The organism is Pyrinomonas sp., assembly GCF_040289685.1.
Lineage (GTDB): Bacteria > Acidobacteriota > Blastocatellia > Pyrinomonadales > Pyrinomonadaceae > Pyrinomonas.
Map to the genome: position 1 here is coordinate 1 of NZ_PSLQ01000032.1, position 17255 is coordinate 17255.

Sequence of the window (17255 nt, forward strand, 5' to 3'; positions counted from 1 at the left end):
GGGCAAGTGGCGACGAACCGTGAATCCCACGCGCTGCGCGCCGTGGGAGTGTCAACACGAGCCACATCGAAACGCCTGTAGTAGTCCGCCACGCTTTTCAACGGGCAAAAACTTGCTTGCATTTCACCACGGGGCGCGGCTTGCTTTGAAACAAGATCTATTTCTTCGTATTTCGACCGAAACCGAACGGAAAAGCTCAAGCTCGCAGACTGCCGCAACGATCCGGCGGCTCGCAACCGAGCGAGGGCGAACGAAAAAGGACTCCCCTGGCGATGCCCGACGCGCTGCCGCCATCGAACACTGATCCAACCAATCTAGTTGAACGAAAAGTATGTGAGAGACGCTCCGGACTCTCCTCCGAGTCAGAGCAAGAAAACGACATGGCGGCTTGTTTAATCGCGCGCGCTAGGCTATAGTTGGCACTCCCCGAATGGGTTCAGCGTGCACCGGTGCATGACGCAGGTGCGCGATGAACTAGGATCGCTAGTTCCTCTGCTGATTCTACCCTTTGGCATCCCCCTTTTGCATATTTGCGCATAAAGTTCATAAAAAAGAAGAGATAAGGAGCGATCAAACGTGAAAGAGAAGCAATGACTCGAGCCGAAAAGCACGCCCGATCCGGTTAGCGAAGTTAATTCGGTGGAACCCGAACGTTCGCTCGACATCGACGACGCTGGGCAAGTTGCGCCGGGCAGATACTACAACCGGCATGGCGTGACGAGCTCAAGGCGCATAGACCTAGACGAGCACGGGGCGACTCGTCCAGAGGAGACGAAAGAAGAGCGACCGTGCTGAAACGTTAGAGTCTGCTTCTAGAAGCAGGCGCGAAGTGATCGGAACGCAGCGAATTCGGCGAAGCTAGTGCTATGCGTCGGCTTCGCCTTCTCTACAGCTTTGTTGCGCTCTACGATGAGACATCGAGCGAATTTTTCGCTTGAGGGAGCGGGAATTCAAATTTGAAATTGAGGAGGTCAAAGTGATGAACGGAATGAGGAGATGTTTAGCGTGGGTTTTGTTTGCATCTTTGTTTGCGCCCGTGTGTGTGGCGCAGACACGGGCGCGCGTATCGCAGCCAAGCAAGGAGATGAACGAAGCCTCAAGAAGAGCGGCGAGTGCGGCGCGCGTGCTCGATCAAGTCATGGCCGTGCCTGACAAGGCGATTCCGCGCGAACTGCTCGAACGAGCGCAGGCGGTTGCTGTTTTCCCGGGCGTCTTGCGCGCGGCTTTCATCTTCGGCGGGCGAGGCGGCAAAGGTGTGATCAGCCGACGGCTCGCCAACGGCAGTTGGAGCGCGCCGGCTTTCTTCAACCTTGGCGGGGGCAGTTTCGGCGCGCAGATCGGCGCATCCAAGACGGATCTCGTGCTGCTGATTATGAACGAAGCTGGATTGCAAGGGTTGTTGAAAGACAAGGTCACGCTCGGCGGCGACGTCAGCGTTGCGGCTGGGCCGGTGGGCAGGAGCGCGAGCGCTTCGACCAACGTCAGGCTCGATGCCGGCATACTCTCATATTCGCGCGCCAAAGGCGCTTTCATCGGTGCGGCTTTGGAGGGGGCCGTGATCAATCCCGACAACGATTTGAACCGCGCGGTTTATGGTCTGAAAGCCAGCGACGTGTTGTCGGGGAGGCCACCGATCGAGATGAGGAAGTTGCCGCGCGGGTTGCAACTCTTTCCGCAGACCGTGGCGCGTCACGCGCGCTAGTTCAGCGCATTGTCGTCGGCAAGGCGTTGCGGAAGGCGAGAAAGAGTTCCGTGAGGCGATCTGCTGCTGCCGGATCGCTACGCGCCAGGAGCGTAATGATCTCGTCGCGTTGCGCGAGAACAGGGCGTAAGGCCTCTGCTTGTGCTTCCGAAAAGGCCGTATCCTGTTTCCGGTCCATCTCGTCGCGCACGGCTGTGAAGAAGTTGCTCGCTGCGCGTCGCGCCTGTTCGTACTCGCCGCGTCGCGCATCGACGACCGCCGACCCCAGTTCGTTCTGCATCGTGGCGAGGCGCAATCTCTTTTGCGTCTCGCCGAGTTGGCGGTCGCATTCGCGTGCCGAGAGCCACATGGGCACGAAACCGAGCAGAAAAGCGGCGAGCAACGCTGCGGCATAAAGGGCTACTCGCTTCCAGCCAGATCCGGTTTGCATCTTAAGCCTCCTGAGATTTGCGTCGGATGATGCCGGGATGTTGTCTCATTACCCCGTCTTTACGGTCACAGGCGGTGCCATGCGGCCGCGCTGGACGGACCTCATCAACCCATTCGCCGTCGATCACAGTTGGCATTTAAAGCCGCTCGGTTGCGACTGTCAAGGGGCATCGTTCGATCGGAAGCTTCATTGAGTGACGGTTTCGCGACGTCTCGGATGGAATCGAAGATCAGTTGGGCCGAGATTTCAGCGGAATGGTTTTCGCTCCAACGTTGGTGGAAGTTTTGCGCTCTCGCAGTGAGGTGTTACAATCTCGTCGCTTCGGCACATCGTTGGAAGTTCAGCTCGCTTCTCGCCGCAGATGAAAAGAGCTGGTCGCCCCGAGATGGAACAACAGAGCACGCCCATCACGGAATCGCCGCCGGAATCGGCGCTTGCGCGCTTGATGCGCTATCTTGAGCGCACGGGCCGCGCGGTGGCTCAAGAGCGCATCACGGCGTTGACGCCCGACGCCTCCGTACGCGCCTATTTTCGCCTCCCGTGGTGCGGAACCACTGCAGTTGCGGCCGTCTATCCCGAGCCGTTCGATCCCGACGAACAACCTTTTCTCGATATCACGCGCCTTTTCGTCGAAGCGGGGCTGCCCGTGCCGCAAGTGATCGCCGTCGATGGCGAAGCGGGCATCATCGTGCAGGAGGATCTCGGCGACCGTCAGTTGCGCGCCGTGCTTGAGGTTGCGTCCGAAGAAGAGCGCGAGCAACGCCTTGAAGAAGCGATCGAATTGATCGCGCGCATCCAGGCGGCGACCGATCTGGCTGCGAAGCGCAACTCCATTTGCAGTCGCGTCGCCTTTGACGAAGCGAAACTCCTCTGGGAGCTGGAATTCTTCCACCAGCACTATTTCGGCAGCCTGCGCGGCGAGAAGTTGAAGGCCGACGAGGAACGTCGGTTCAAAGACGAGCTGGCGGAGCTGGCCCGCGAGCTGGCCCAGCGTCCGCGCGTCCTTTGTCACCGTGATTTTCACGTCTCGAACTTAATGGTCGACCGCCAAGGGCTTTTGCGCATCATCGATCATCAGGATGCGCGCATGGGACCGGCCAGCTACGATCTGGTTTCGCTCTTGCTGGACCGGCAGCAAGCTCCGCCTTCGTTGGCTGAACTGCGCGAGCGGCGACTCTTCTTTCTCGAAGCGCGCGCCGCGCGTGGATTGCCGTTCATCGATCCGGACGAGTTCGCGCGCGAGTTCCGTCTAACTGCCGTACAGCGCGGTTTGAAAGCGGTCGGAACTTTCTCTTGCCAAACAGCCGTTCATGGGCGCGGCAAGGTCTATGCTCGTTTCATTCGGCCAACGCTCGAGATCGTCTTGCAAGCGCTTGACTGGTTGGACCGTTTTCCCGAGATCCGACGGCAGATCGCTGCGCGCGTCGCCGACCCGGTCGCCGCGGAAGCAGTCTAGGATCAACTCGAGGGAGGAAGATGAGTAATTCGTTGCTCTTTTCCGAGCCGCAAGTGCGCGTCGCCGATCTTCGACGCCACGTCGGCGAAGAGGTCACGATCAAAGGGTGGCTCTACAATGCGCGTTCAAGCGGAAAGATCCTCTTCCCGCAAGTGCGCGACGGAAGCGGCATTGTTCAGTGCGTTGTCGTCAAGAACGCAGTGCGGCCAGAGGTCTGGGAAGCGCTGGACCACTTAGGGCAAGAATCATCGCTCATCGTGCGCGGGCGGGTTCGAGAAGATGCGCGTGCGCCGGGCGGTTACGAGCTTGACGTGACGGATGCCGAGGTGGTGCAAGCGGCCACAGGCTACCCGATCACGCCCAAAGAGCACGGCGTCGAATTCCTGCTCGACCATCGGCATCTTTGGATACGTTCACGCCGCCAGCACGCCATCTTGCGTGTGCGCCACACAGTGGTGCGCGCCGTGCGCGATTTTCTCGACGGCGAAGGCTTCATTTTGTGCGACGCGCCGATTCTCACGCCCGCGGCGTGCGAAGGGACGACGACGCTTTTTGAGGTCAACTACTTCGAGGACGAAAAAGCCTATCTGACGCAGTCCGGCCAGCTCTACAACGAGGCGACGGCAGCCGCTTTCGGGCGCGTCTATTGTTTCGGCCCGACGTTTCGCGCCGAAAAATCGAAGACGCGGCGCCACTTGACCGAGTTCTGGATGGTCGAGCCGGAGATGGCCTACGCGACCATCGACGATGTGATGGAATTGAGCGAGCGGTTCCTGACGGCCATCGTCGCGCGCGTGCTCGACGAACGGCGCGAAGAGCTGAAGATTCTCGAGCGCGATACATCCAAACTCGAACGGATCGCGCCGCCTTTCCCGCGTCTTCACTACGACGAGGCCGTGCGCCTGTTGCAGCAAGGCCACGAAAACGGCGCGCTTGCGACGCGCTTTGAGTGGGGCGGCGATTTCGGCGCGCCCGATGAAACCTACATCTCGCAGCTGTTCGACCGTCCCGTGATGGTCCACCGATTCCCAGCGGCGGTGAAAGCTTTCTACATGGCGCGTGATCCCGAACGACCTGAACTCGCGCTCGGCGTCGACGTGCTCGCGCCTGAAGGTTACGGCGAGATCATCGGCGGCGGCGAGCGCGCCACTTCGCTTGAATTCCTCGAAGAGCAGATACGCGCGCACGAACTTCCGCGCGAGGCTTTCGAGTGGTATCTGGACCTGCGCCGTTACGGCAGCGTTCCGCATGCCGGTTTTGGCATGGGCATCGAACGTTGCGTGGCGTGGCTGTGCGGCGTCGAACACGTGCGCGAAACGATCCCGTTCCCGCGCATGCTCTATCGTTTGCGTCCGTAAGTATGGAAGAGCGTCTGCGAACGGAATTCAACCAATGGGCGCGTGCGGGCAGTGCCGAGCGTATGGAGCGCGGCCATTTGCCGGTCGGCTTACAGGCGCTCGCGCGGCTGAACGTCGAACGCACGGCGTGCGGCCTTGATCTCGGTTGCGGTTCGGGGTGGGCGACGCGTTGGATGGCCGAGCGAGCTGCTGACGGGTTCGCTGTCGGCATTGATCTTTCGGACGAGATGGTGCGCGTCGCCCGTGGCCGCAGCGCCGACTTTCGCAACGCATACTTCTGCGCGGCCAACGCCGAACGTCTCCCCTTTGCTGATGGACGGTTCAGCTGCGCTTTCTCGATGGAATCGCTCTACTACTACGCCGACATCGAAACGGCGCTGCGTGAGTTACATCGCGTGCTCATGCCTGGAGCGCGCGTCGTCGTTGTGGTCGATCTTTTTCGCGAAAACCGTGCCACGCACGGATGGATCGAACGATTGAACATGCCGGTGCAGCTTCTCGGCGTCGACGAATATCGTCGCCTGTTCGAGGTGGCCGGCTTTGTGGAGATTGAAGACGGACGCATCTACGATCCGACGCCGGTGACGGAAGAGTATCCGATGCGTTGGTTCGCATCGCGAGCCGACTACTTGAGTTACCGGGCTGAGGGATCACTGTTGATCACGGCGCGCAAGCCCCGCGACGAAAGAAGGAGCTGATGATGCAACCGATCATTACCATCTTCGGCGGTTCCAAGTGCACCGAGGATGCGCCTGAGTACGCGCAAGCCGAACGCATCGGCGAATTGCTGGCTGAGCGCGGGTTCACCATCTGCACGGGCGGTTACCTCGGCGTGATGGAAGCGGCCAGTCGCGGCGCGCGGCGTCGTGGCGGGCGCGTGCTCGGCATCGTGATGACGCAGTTTACCGCCGAGCCGAACAAGTATTTGACCGACAAGGTCGCCACGGCCCACTTCTATGAACGTCTGCAGAACCTGATCACACGCTCGGTCGGTTTCATCGCGTTGCGCGGCGGCATGGGGACGGTAACCGAAGTCGCGCTCGTCTGGAACAAGCTTTTGACGCGCGTCATCGAACCGCGTCCGTTGGTGTTGCTGGGCCAGTGCTGGCGCCACGTGGTGGATTGTTGGCGTGAACATCTAGTGGTCAGCGACGAAGACGTGCGGTTGCTCGATTTCGCCGACACGCCGGAACAAGCGGTGGATATCATCCTGAACAGATCGCGAGGTCTAAGCCTATGACTTGCCTTCGATGTGGCGCGCCGCTGGTAGAAGGGGCACGCTTTTGTGGCGTTTGCGGCGCGTCCCTGCCACCAGCGGTCGCCTCAGCTAAAGAGATCGCGCTCGATGCGGATGGCCGAGGGAGCGGTCTTGGCTACCGTTACGAGATAGTCCATCAACCTGCGTTTGCGCTGGCCTTGGTACATCTCGAACCGGAGCAGTCCATTCTCGCTGAAGCGGGCGCGATGGTGGCGATGTCGGCCAACGTTGAGCTTCAGTCGCAGATGAAGGGCGGCTTGCTCGGCGCATTGAAGCGGGCCGTGGCGGGCGAGTCAGCCTTCATCTCGACGTTCACCGCGCGCGGTGGCCCTGGCGAAGTGGCGCTGGCACCGGGTGCGCCGGGCGACATCGCCGCCATCGAGATGCGTGAGCAGACGTTTCTCGTCCAATCTAGTTCCTATCTCGCTGGCGACGCATCGTTGACGGTGGATACGCGGTGGGGCGGCGCGCGCTCCTTCTTCGGCGGCGAAGGGTTGTTTGTCCTTCAAGTGCAGGGAAGCGGGCTGTTGCTCGTCTCTTCCTACGGCGCGATCCATCGCAAGAAGCTCGGGCCGAACGACCGCTACGTCGTCGATACGGGCCATTTGGTCGCGTGGGAAGGGACCATGCAATATACTTTGCGCAAGGCCGCTGCAGGCTTCTTCCGTAGTTTCGTCAGCGGCGAAGGCATTGTCGCCGAGTTCACCGGACCGGGCGAATTGCTGATCCAGACGCGCAATCTCGCGGCGCTCGCCGGGTTGCTGCGACCTTTCTTCCCATCGCAGTCTTCCAGGGGTGGAAGCGTTTTCGACTTCGGCAGTTGAAGCGTTCGCAAAAGCTCTCCTCTGGGCAGCGGCTTGGCCGTCGGACCGGTCTTTACGCAGCGCCGCCGCTGCGGAGGCAGCGGTTAGCCGTTCCGCGCTGTTCTTCCATCAAGATGGAGGAGCGCGCTTTGCATCTCGGTCAAAAGAATCTTTCCGGTTTGGTTCTGCTCGACATCATCATATCTGAAGATGGAAGAAGCAGGAGCAGTGTTTGTGCAAGACGCAAAGATCGCAAATCGAGCGGGCAAGCGCGTCGCCGTTCTCGGCGTCCCGCTTAACTTCGGTGGAAGCTTAGCGGGCGTGGAACTAGGTCCGTCGGCGTTGCGCATCGCGCGCTTAGGTGACCGAATTGCGCGACTGGGGTATGAGGTGCGTGATCTAGGCGATCTGCGCATCACGCCGCCCGCACGTGCAGCCGCTCCCGATGATCGGGCCAAATACCTACGCGAAATCAGCGCTGTCTGCGAAGAGGTCGCTGCCGAGGTGCGTAGCATCTTGCGCGCTGGAGAGTTCCCGATCATCCTCGGTGGCGACCATTCCATCGCTGCGGGCAGCGTAGCTGGCGTCGCCTCTTTCTTCCACGAACAGGATAAGGCCTTAGGCCTCATCTGGTTGGATGCGCACGCCGACATGAACACGCCCGAGACCACGCCGACGGGCAACGTGCACGGCATGCCGCTGGCCGCGCTCTTCGGCTATGGAGCGCGTGAACTGACGCACGTTGCTGGCTATGCGCCCAAGCTCGACCCGCGCTTTTGCGCTCACGTCGGCGCGCGCGATGTCGACCCGGGCGAACGCGAGCTGATCAAGCGGCTCGGCGTGCGCTTCTTCACCATGCGCGAAATAGACGAGCGCGGCATGAGCGCTTGCATGGACGAAGCGATTCGCATCGCGGCGCAAGCTCCGGCTGGGTATCACGTCACGCTCGACGTGGACGTGCTCGACCCGAACGATGCGCCGGGGTCCGGCACCGTCGTGCGCGGCGGGTTGACCTACCGCGAAGCTCACCTCGCCATGGAAAAGATCGCCGAGGCAGGTGGCATGCGCGCGCTTGAGGTGGTGGAGATCAACACCGTACTCGATGTCAACAACAAAACGGCGGAACTCGGCGTCGAACTGATCCTCTCAGCGCTTGGCAAGACCATTCTTTAAAGCGAGGCTTGAGCAGTCGGCGTTCCGACCGCGCCTCATGTCGGATCTTGGCACCGCGGAAGAGGTCGAGCGGATCGAGGGTTCCGAGAGGCTGAAACCGACGACGAGCTGCTCGTTGGGCTCATGGAGAGAAGAACTTGAGCAAATTGAAGGTGGGCCTCATCTTTGGCGGGCGATCGGGCGAGCATGAAGTCTCGCTCCGGTCGGCGCGCGCCGTCATTCAGGCGTTGGACCTCTCCAAGTACGAGGTCGTCCCGATTGCGATCACCAAAGAGGGCGAGTGGTTGCCGCCCGCTGCCTCGCTCGCCCTCTTGCCGGACGCGCCAGCGCTTGCGCCTTTTGTCAACTGTGCTCCCGAAGTGGATGGCGACGCGGTAGCGATCATCGGCGATCCCAGTCGGCGCGGGCTTGCGCATCTCGGCGATCGCCTGCATATGGAACCTTTGGACGTCGTGTTTCCCGTGCTCCACGGGACCTATGGCGAAGATGGGACGATTCAAGGGCTGCTTGAAATGGCCGGGTTGCCATACGTCGGTTGCGGCGTTCTCGCTTCGGCATGCGGCATGGACAAAGTGATCATGAAGGCGCTTTTCCGCGACGCTGGACTGCCCATTTGTCGCCACCTCTGGTTCTTTCGCGCCGAGTGGGAGCGCGCGCCAACGGAAGTGATCGCGCGCGTCGAGGGCGAGATCGGCTACCCTTGTTTCGTCAAACCAGCCAATCTCGGCTCTTCCGTTGGGGTCAATCGAGCCGTTGATCCATTGGCGCTCGAGCGCGCCGTTGCCGAAGCGGCGCTTTACGACCGCAAGATCATCGTTGAAGAAGCGTTGCGCGTGCGCGAAATCGAATGTGCCGTTTTGGGCAACGACGAAACGGAAGCGAGCGTGCCCGGCGAGTACATCGTGCATGACCAGCGCGCCGGATTCCTCGATTACACGGAGAAGTACGGACAGACAGGGCACGTTGAATTCGTTGCGCCGGCGCCCATCCCTGAACCGATGGCGCGTGAAGTGCAACAAATGGCGCAAAGAGCTTTTCGCGCCATCGACGGGGCCGGGTTGGCGCGCGTCGATTTCTTTCTGCGCAGAGATACGGGCCAACTGCTCATCAACGAGATCAACACCATGCCCGGTCTGACCGAAGTCTCCGGTTACCCGAAGATGTGGGCGGCCTCAGGGCTGCCTTTCCCGCGCCTGCTCGACCGTTTGATCGAACTAGCCTTCGAACGCCACCGCGAAAGGGCGCGCAACCGGACCAGCCTCTAGCAACGTGGCGAGCGCGTTGAAACGTTCGTGCGACGCCGACGCGATCACGCAACATGCCTTGCGCGTCTCTAGCGACCCAGCGAGTGGGTTGAGACGTTCGCGGGCAACTTCGCCTGTTGGACTGCGAGTGCGCGCTTCGGCGCGCGAACGCTGAAGCGCGACGTGCAAGGCGGCGGCGGGCGCGCGCAAGGAGAAAGCGCGCTCTTTGATCAAAACGTCGTTGCGCGTGGCAACTTCTTCAGCAGAGCGTTGCGTGTGGTTAGCGCGTTGTAGTTCGTTCCCCCTACAGAGGCGTCTTCCGATCAGGTGAGATCAGTTGCTATGCGTCGTTCGCTGGCGACCGTAGCGCGGATGCTTTTTGTTAAGGAGTTGTTGCAACCGATTCGCGTTTCGCACATGATGTTCGTCGGCGGCTCTCTGTCGGCGCTTTTCATCATCGAACCGCAAAATCTTAACCGCGCGCGACGAGAAGCTGTTTTCACCTGCAACGGAAAAATCCGGGGAGTTGCTCCCATCTGCACAAACGCGCGAGAGGGGATCGAGCGGGGGAACGAGGCAAAGGGATGGCCGTTGAAGCGACCGAACGAGCCGAAACGGCTCAGCGCAACGAACCACAAGCGACGCTTTCCGCCGTTGATGCGGCAGCGATCATCATCGGCATCGTCATCGGCGCGGGCATCTTCAAAACTCCATCGTTGGTTGCCGCCAACGTCGCCGATGCGCAAACCATGCTCGCGTTGTGGGCTATTGGCGGCGTCGTCTCGTTTATTGGCGCGCTGTGTTACGCCGAATTGGTGACGGCCTATCCGAACGCTGGCGGCGATTACCACTACTTGAGTCGCGCTTACGGCGCGCCCGTCTCGTTTCTTTTCGTTTGGGCGCGTATGGTCGTAATTCAGACGGGGTCGATCGCGCTGCTCGCTTTTGTCGTCGGCGATTACGCTTCGCAACTCGTTTCGCTTGGCGCGCGCTCTTCGGCCATCTACGCTGCGGCAGTGGTGTTGATCTTGACGACGCTCAATGCTGCTGGGATACATCATGGGCGGCGGGCGCAGAACCTTCTGACGGCCACAGAGGTCGGCGGCTTGTTGCTCGTGATCGGGGCTGGACTAGCGCTCGCCGCGCCAGCGGCAACGCCAAACAACGTCGAAAGTCAGACCGGTGCGGGCGCAATCGGGCTGGCGATGATCTTCGTTTTGCTGACCTACGGCGGTTGGAATGAAGCGGCTTACGTTTCGGCTGAGGTGCGCGGCGCGCGTCGCCTCGTCTGGGCTTTGTTCATCAGCATCGGCGCGATCACGATGCTCTATCTGCTGGCCAATTTCGCTTACTGGCGCGGCCTCGGGTTGAGCGGCATGGCCAGCTCTGAGGTCGTGGCTGCCGACTTAATGAGGCGCACTTTGGGGGAATGGGGCGGGCGTCTGATCAGTTTGCTCATCGCGCTTTCGGCTTTGACCTCGGCCAACGCGACGGTAATCACGGGCGCGCGCGCCGCCTATGCCGTCGGGCGCGATTACAGGCTCTTTTCGCCTTTGGGGCGGTGGAACCAACAAACTGCCACGCCGGTCAACGCGCTCATCGTGCAAGGCGCGGTAGCGCTGGCATTAGTGCTCTTCGGCGCGATGACGCGCGATGGTTTCACGACCATGGTCGAATATACGGCCCCGGTCTTCTGGTTCTTCTTTCTCTTGACTGGCGTAGCGCTTTTCGCCTTGCGTTTCAAGGATGCGGGGCGCGCGCGCCCCTTCGCCGTGCCATTCTACCCAGTGACGCCGTTGCTCTTCTGCCTCTCCTCCAGTTACATGCTCTATGCGAGCGTGCGTTATGCTGGATTGGGCGCTGCGGTCGGCGTCGTGATTCTGGTTTTGGGTTTGCCGGTTTGGTTGGTGGCACGCCGGCGTGTGCGCTGAAAGATCGAGCAGGAGGTTTTTCATGAGAGAAGGGAAAAGCGGCTTTGAACAGAATGCGAGGCGTTCGCAGAAGAGACTGGCCATGACGCTTGGCGCGTTGGTTGGCCTCGTCCTGTGCGGCATCGTCATCGGGCAACGTTTGGGAACATCGTCTTGGCGGTCGCAATCTTCGATGCAACAACGGCCTCCGCTCGACGTGCCATACGTCCCAACCCCGCCGGAAGTGGTCGATGAGATGTTGCGCATGGCCGCTGTGACCAAAGACGATGTGGTCTACGACCTCGGTTGCGGCGACGGGCGCATCGTCATCGCCGCAGCGAAGAAGTATGGCGCGCGCGGCGTGGGCGTAGACATCGACCCGCAACGCATCAAGGAAGCGCACGAAAACGCGCGCAAAGAAGGCGTGGCCGATCGCGTCAAGTTCATCCAACAAGATCTGTTTCAAACCGACTTGAGCGAGGCGACGGTGGTGACGCTCTATCTTCTCCCCGACATCAACCTCAAGCTCCGTCCAAAGCTCTGGCGCGAACTGAGATCGGGCGCGCGTGTCGTTTCGCACGCTTTCACCATGGGCGATTGGGAACCGGAACGCACAGCCAATGTCGACGGGCGCATGGTCTATTTCTGGACCATTCCGCCTAAAAAGATGGGCAGCACTGGCGTTAAGCCGTAGAGAAACGTCTCCGTTGGTTGGTTTTGCGCGCGTTCGCTGGTCGCTAGAAGAGGCAGGGCGATGCAGGCGATGAAGAGAGCTTTCGACCCACGAATGATTTCAGTCCTCTCGTCAGTGGCGCTGAAGCCTACCGGCGATAGAGCGAACGGAATGCCAACGGCGCAAAAAAGGAGGACGGAGAAAGCGGAAGTCTTGATCGGGAAACCTGCGCGGAGTGGATCACGTTGATGCCGAGAGGATGGTGAGGCAGCGCGGTCACATCCGAAGCGAAAACTTCGCGCCGCACGCGATCATCGTCCAAGGGTAGATCGCGAAAGGGTCTCCGAATTCGTTTTGAAAAGCCTGTGGCGCCGACCTTTTTCGCTCGAAAGCGTCCGAGCAGAGTTGAGGCGAGAAGCCGCTCAACCTCGCGGCACACGATAACCGCGGCGCGTGCGCACGACCACCTGTGGCCGCGCGACTTTGACTTCAATGGTGCGCCAGCGCCCGTCGCGCGCGCGATTGGTTGGCCGATAAGCGAGCGTGTACTGCTTGCCTAGTTCTTCGACGATGCTGGCGAAAGCGTCGCGCAGTGCTTGACCGCCAGGCGTCGAGATGTAGCGCCCGCCAGTCCTATTGGCGAAGTTGCGCAGGGTGCCAGCGGCGGCTTGTCTTTCGGGCGAAGGACGATCGAGCGCCGCCATATCGACTGCGTAGATGGTTGCCTGCGCGGCGAGCGCTGCGTCGAGGGCCTTTTCTGCTGAAGCACGACTGTGCGTGTCAGCGCCGTCGGAGAGGATGACGATGGCGCGTCTTTTTTCGGGCCGCTGCGCGAGGTCACGCGCCGCGCGGATGATGGCATCGTTGAGCACGGTCATCCCGCGCGCGCGCAAACTGTAGATCATCGGTGCTAGATCGCGCGAGGGCGAAAAATCTTGAATCTGTTCGACCTCGGAATCGAACCGGTAAACGGCGGCGACGTCATCGCCGCGCAACCCATCGAGGAAGCGTATTGCCGCTGATCGGGCTAGCGCTTCGCGCCCTTCCATGCTGCCCGAAGTGTCGATCAAGATCGCAACGGCAAAGGGGGTCTCTTCGTAGCTGAATTCGGCGACCTGCTGTTCGCGCCCGTCTTCGTATACGCGAAAATCCTCTTTGCGCAAGCCGCGCACGTAGTCACCTTTGGCATCGGTCGCCGTCAAGTTAAGCACTACGAGATCCGTGTTGACGCGCACGACCTCTTCATCCGTCCGCTCCTCTTGCGCGCGCGTCGCAGTGGCGATGAGCAGACAGAGCAGGAAGGCCGAAAACAGCGCGTTATGTTTCATGACATGCGACGGATCAGACGGGCGAGCTCGATGATCTCGTTGCTCTTCTCGATGATGCTCGCCGAGATGACTTGACGCGGAGTCTTTTCGACTTCAGCGCTTAATTCCTTGGCGATGCGCGAAAGACGATGCGCTGCCTGTTCGATCGTCGTTGGCGCGTCTTTGAGCGCATCGGGCATGTCTGAACCGCCCGCTTCGCTCCGTATGCGACGCGCCAGCTTTTCGATCCGTTCGAGACGCCGCGCGCCCTCCGCATCGAGGCGCGCTTTCTTCTCGATGTCGCGTTGAATCTCTTGGCTGAGACGTGCGACCTCTTGCGCGCGCTCGATGTTCTCGCGATGCTCTTTCTTTTCGTGCTCGATCAATTGCCGCGCCATCGCCTCGGCGGCAGGCGATCCCATGGGAAGCGTGCGTTCTTGTTCGGCATCGTCGGCACGCGATTGCGCCCCAGTCGTCACCGCGAAGGCAAAGAGCAGACAACACGAGAAGAGAAGATCGCGTGGCTTCATCGAAGAGAAGTCTAACGAAAGATCCGTGCCGAAGACAAGTGAAGCTTCGGCTTCGAAGACGAAGCGAATAAAGAGAAGGGCGCGCGGCGTCGAAAAGCAAGTGAATCGGTGCGGGGACGGAATCGAGCCCGAAGTCAGGGCGGTCACTGCGTTCATGGGCGTGGTGCAGGAGACAGCGAGCGGTTAGGGCGACAAGGGGCGGGTCGGCGCTTCAAATGTCGAGCAGCGATATTCTGGCGTTCACCGTAGCGGCTCCTCTTTCGTCTGTGGTTAATCCAACCCGGCGACTTCTTTCATCAAAGGCCATCGGCCTTGGACCTTAAGGTCTGGAGAGATTGACACCGCTGCCCGGGGACTCTAGCGCGCTTTCCCTTTGGCGAGGCGCGTTTTATGCACCGTGCCGGAATGTTTTAGAATCGGTTTCCGGTGGTCATGACCGAGAAACAGCTTGGCCCGCTCGTCGCCGATCTCCCCGACCCGGAAGGGGCCCGTCGCTTCTTCCAGCGTTTTTCGGCGGAGCACGCGCGCGAAGTGCGCGCCCTGCTACGCGATGCCGGACTTCTTTCCGATCTTCTCGCTCTTGCCGCGTGGAGCCCGTTGCTTGCGACGACGCTTTTGCAGCACCCCGAATACGTCGCCTGGTTGGCGCGCGAGCGTCTCGATGTGCGCGTCAAGACGGTCGAAGAGCTAAGCGAGGAGTTGGCCCGTTTCGCCTTCACGCGCTCGCAATTGGATCGGCACGTGTTGCTTGCACGTTTCCGTCGGCGCGAGCTTTTGCGCATCTACCTGCGCGACGTGCGACGCACAAGCGACATCGTGGAGATCACCGAAGAGATCTCCAATCTCGCCGATGCTGTGCTCCTCTATGCGCTCGAACAGGCGCGCTTCGAGATGGAAAAACTCCACGGCACCCCCCTGTGCACGGATGAGCGCGGGAGAAAGAGGCCGGCCAGCTTCGTCATCGTCGCGCTTGGCAAGCTCGGGTCGCGCGAACTCAACTACGCTTCCGACATCGATCTCGTTTTTCTGTATTCGGATGAAGGCGAAACCTCGGGGACTGGAACGCGCGGCGCGGTGACCAACCGCGAGTACTTCAACCGGCTGGCGGAAAGGATCCTCCAGTTGGTCGGGCGTGCCGCTGGCGAAGGAGCAGCTTATCGCGTTGACTTGCGCCTACGCCCTTACGGGCGTGACGGTGCGTTGGGCTGTTCGCTCTCCGAGGCCATTCGCTACTACCGCGAAAAGGCGCACCCGTGGGAACTGCAGGCTTTGATTCGGGCGCGCGCGGCGGCGGGCGACGCTTCGTTGTACGCGCGCTTCGCCGAAGCGGTGCGCGCGCGCGTCTATCGCACGGACGAGACGGTTGATCGCGCGCTCGCCCACGTGCGCACGGCGAAGCAGAAGATAGACCGGCAGCACGCGAGAGAAGGGAACGGATTCAACGTCAAATTGGGGCGCGGCGGGATCCGCGAAATAGAATTCATCGCGCAAGCGTTGCAACTCGCCTACGGCGGACGCGACGCTTGGTTGCAAGCCCCACACACGCTCATCAGCCTCGGACGTCTGGCCGATCGCGGGTTGATCACCGAGCGTGAGCGAAGCTCGCTATCCGAAGCCTACCTTTTCTTGCGGATGCTCGAGCACCGTTTGCAGATGGAACACGGCTTGCAAACGCACACCGTGCCGGAAGAGGTTTCTCGCCGCGAGCTGGTTGCGCGCCGTATGCATTTTACCGGCCCCGATGCGCTCGCGCGCTTTGATGCGGCGCTCGCCGAACACACGACCAACGTACACGCGGCGTTCAAGCGCGTGTTCAATCTGCAAGATGATGATGGCGCTGCGCGTCGTGTGGCGGATGCACGTTCGCCTGAACCGGAGAGATCTTTGACGAGCGCCACCGATCCGGAGACGAAGACGCTGCTCTTCTCGGCGCCGATCTTCGCCGCGCGCCTCGAAGAGGCGACACACGAAGAAGAGGTCCTGTGCTGGTTGCGCGATTGGTCGGCCGCTTCTTCGAATCCGCGTCGTGCGTTGGCGAACATCGAGCGCGTCGCCGCCTCGCTCGCCAAGTTCGAAGGAGGCGTCGCTTGTGACCGAAAGGCGATCGAAGAGCTAGCGCGTTTGTGTGGCGTGTCGGACGTGCTCAGCGAACTGATCGCCAGCAACCCGTCGCTCATCGAAGCGACAGCCACCCCACGCGAGGCGGTTCTTCGGCGCGACCACTACGCCCTGCAACGCTTCGCAGTCCACGCGGAAAGCTCTTGGGGCGGCGAACTCTCGGCGCTGCGGCGCACGTGGGCTCGACTGCTCGTCGAGATCGGAGCGCGCGATGCGGCGGGTGAACTTTCGCTCGTCGAATCGAACCGGTTACAGACTTCGTTGGCCGAAGCCAGTCTCGCCAACGGGTTGTTCGTCGCTTGTCGCGAGGCAAAGCGTCGCTACGGCCGCTTGCAAGCGCCACCGCGTCTTGCCATCTTCGGCCTCGGGAGATTGGGCAGTCGCGGTATGGATTACGGCTCCGATCTCGATGTCGTGCTCGTTTACGATGCCGCATCTCGATCTCCGGTCGAAGCGCTCGCTGCGGACGAAGCATATGTTCGCTTGGCTGAAGCGCTCGTCGTCGCGCTTTCGAGCATGACGCGCGATGGCTACCTTTACCGCGTTGACATGCGTCTGCGACCTGATGGCAAAAAAGGCGCGCTCGTTGTCAGCGACCGCGCTTTCATCGAATATTTGCGCGAGCGCGCTTCCGTTTGGGAATGGCTCGCTTACGTCAAGCTCCGCGCCGTGGCCGGTGATACAGAGTTCGGTCGGAGGTTGGAAGAAGCGGCTCGCCGAACGATTCACGAATCAGCGAGACGAACCGAGGCTGCAGCGCTTCGGGAGCAAGCTAGACGCATACGCGAGCGACTGGAACAAGAGCGAGCTGAACGCGGGGTCGATATCAAGTTCGGGCGCGGCGGCATGTTGGACGTTTACTTCGTCGTGCGTTTTCTGCAACTGCGCGACGACGTGCGCGATCAAGGGGATGATCGCTCGACGCTGCGCACCATCGAGAGGTTGCGGGAAGCAGGCGCGCTGGAAGAAAGCGATGCAGTCGCACTCCGTCGCGGATACGATTTGCTGAGGCGTCTAGACCATCATCTGCGTCTCATCGTCGGGCGTTCGACGCGCCTGCCGACGGCGGGACACCCGACGCTCGAAGATCTCGCCCGCCGACTGCGTTTTGCCTCAGCGAATTGCTTAACGGACGCGATCGTTTCGCACATGGAAGCCATACGCGCCCTCTATCAGCGCATCATCGCGTCCTGACCGATGGCTGACGTTTGTCTTCGGAGGCGAGTTCGGAGCCTGCACGCCGTAGGCTCTGGCTCGCTGGGCCGGGATAGCCGATCGATTGTTTTGGGAAGC

The 17255-nt window shown here is 61.0% G+C and carries 15 protein-coding genes; 12 read left to right on the plus strand and 3 right to left on the minus strand.

Features of this window, described 5'->3' with window-relative positions:
- The first annotated feature begins 639 nt into the window (after positions 1 to 639).
- Both C4334_RS08400 and C4334_RS08405 read left to right on the plus strand, forming a co-directional pair.
- Positions 640 to 795 (plus strand): hypothetical protein, encoded by a 156-nt coding sequence (locus tag C4334_RS08400; protein WP_352431637.1) that lies wholly within the window; start codon positions 640 to 642, stop codon positions 793 to 795.
- A gap of 289 nt (positions 796 to 1084) precedes the next feature.
- Positions 1085 to 1702, plus strand: coding sequence for a lipid-binding SYLF domain-containing protein (locus tag C4334_RS08405; RefSeq protein WP_352431638.1), 618 nt, complete (start codon positions 1085 to 1087; stop codon positions 1700 to 1702).
- A 1-nt stretch (position 1703) separates the two neighbouring features.
- Here the strand turns inward: C4334_RS08405 and C4334_RS08410 are convergent, their stop codons facing one another.
- The gene (locus C4334_RS08410) at positions 1704 to 2132 is read right to left on the minus strand and encodes a hypothetical protein (RefSeq protein ID WP_352431639.1); all 429 of its coding nucleotides are present in this window, start codon (positions 2130 to 2132) and stop codon (positions 1704 to 1706) included.
- 385 nt (positions 2133 to 2517) lie between these two features.
- Here C4334_RS08410 and C4334_RS08415 point away from each other — a divergent pair, with 385 nt between their 5' ends.
- The 9 genes from C4334_RS08415 (at position 2518) to C4334_RS08455 (ending at position 12028) form a co-directional block, all read left to right on the plus strand.
- Positions 2518 to 3588, plus strand: coding sequence for an aminoglycoside phosphotransferase family protein (locus tag C4334_RS08415; protein ID WP_352431640.1), 1071 nt, complete (start codon positions 2518 to 2520; stop codon positions 3586 to 3588).
- Between the two features lie 20 nt (positions 3589 to 3608).
- Entirely contained in the window at positions 3609 to 4946 is a 1338-nt protein-coding gene (gene asnS / locus C4334_RS08420; RefSeq protein WP_352431641.1) for an asparagine--tRNA ligase, read from the plus strand.
- A 2-nt stretch (positions 4947 to 4948) separates the two neighbouring features.
- Positions 4949 to 5644 (plus strand): class I SAM-dependent methyltransferase, encoded by a 696-nt coding sequence (locus tag C4334_RS08425; protein WP_352431642.1) that lies wholly within the window; start codon positions 4949 to 4951, stop codon positions 5642 to 5644.
- Entirely contained in the window at positions 5644 to 6186 is a 543-nt protein-coding gene (locus tag C4334_RS08430) for an LOG family protein (protein WP_352431643.1), read from the plus strand. The genes C4334_RS08425 and C4334_RS08430 overlap by 1 nt, the downstream gene beginning before the upstream one ends.
- Positions 6183 to 7028, plus strand: coding sequence for a TIGR00266 family protein (locus tag C4334_RS08435; RefSeq protein ID WP_352431644.1), 846 nt, complete (start codon positions 6183 to 6185; stop codon positions 7026 to 7028). The genes C4334_RS08430 and C4334_RS08435 overlap by 4 nt, the downstream gene beginning before the upstream one ends.
- 213 nt (positions 7029 to 7241) lie before the next feature.
- Positions 7242 to 8180: an arginase gene (gene rocF / locus C4334_RS08440; RefSeq protein WP_352431645.1), complete on the plus strand. Its 939-nt coding sequence runs from the start codon at positions 7242 to 7244 to the stop codon at positions 8178 to 8180.
- Positions 8181 to 8317: 137 nt separating this feature from the next.
- The gene (locus C4334_RS08445) at positions 8318 to 9445 is read left to right on the plus strand and encodes a D-alanine--D-alanine ligase family protein (protein ID WP_352431646.1); all 1128 of its coding nucleotides are present in this window, start codon (positions 8318 to 8320) and stop codon (positions 9443 to 9445) included.
- Between the two features lie 563 nt (positions 9446 to 10008).
- Complete coding sequence (locus C4334_RS08450; RefSeq protein ID WP_352431647.1) at positions 10009 to 11355, plus strand: APC family permease; 1347 nt, start codon at positions 10009 to 10011, stop codon at positions 11353 to 11355.
- Positions 11356 to 11377: 22 nt separating this feature from the next.
- Positions 11378 to 12028, plus strand: a complete 651-nt coding sequence (locus C4334_RS08455; protein ID WP_352431648.1) for a methyltransferase domain-containing protein — start codon at positions 11378 to 11380, stop codon at positions 12026 to 12028.
- A 401-nt stretch (positions 12029 to 12429) separates the two neighbouring features.
- Here the strand turns inward: C4334_RS08455 and C4334_RS08460 are convergent, their stop codons facing one another.
- Positions 12430 to 13335, minus strand: a complete 906-nt coding sequence (locus C4334_RS08460) for a VWA domain-containing protein (RefSeq protein ID WP_352431649.1) — start codon at positions 13333 to 13335, stop codon at positions 12430 to 12432.
- Positions 13332 to 13844 carry a hypothetical protein gene (locus C4334_RS08465; RefSeq protein WP_352431650.1) on the minus strand — a complete coding sequence of 171 codons (513 nt, stop codon included), beginning with the start codon at positions 13842 to 13844 and terminating at the stop codon, positions 13332 to 13334. Before C4334_RS08465 ends, C4334_RS08460 begins: the two co-directional genes overlap by 4 nt.
- Before the next feature lie 432 nt (positions 13845 to 14276).
- On the opposite strand from C4334_RS08465, the gene C4334_RS08470 reads away from it, so the two are divergent.
- Entirely contained in the window at positions 14277 to 17156 is a 2880-nt protein-coding gene (locus tag C4334_RS08470; RefSeq protein ID WP_352431651.1) for a [protein-PII] uridylyltransferase family protein, read from the plus strand.
- Positions 17157 to 17255: the final 99 nt, after the last annotated feature.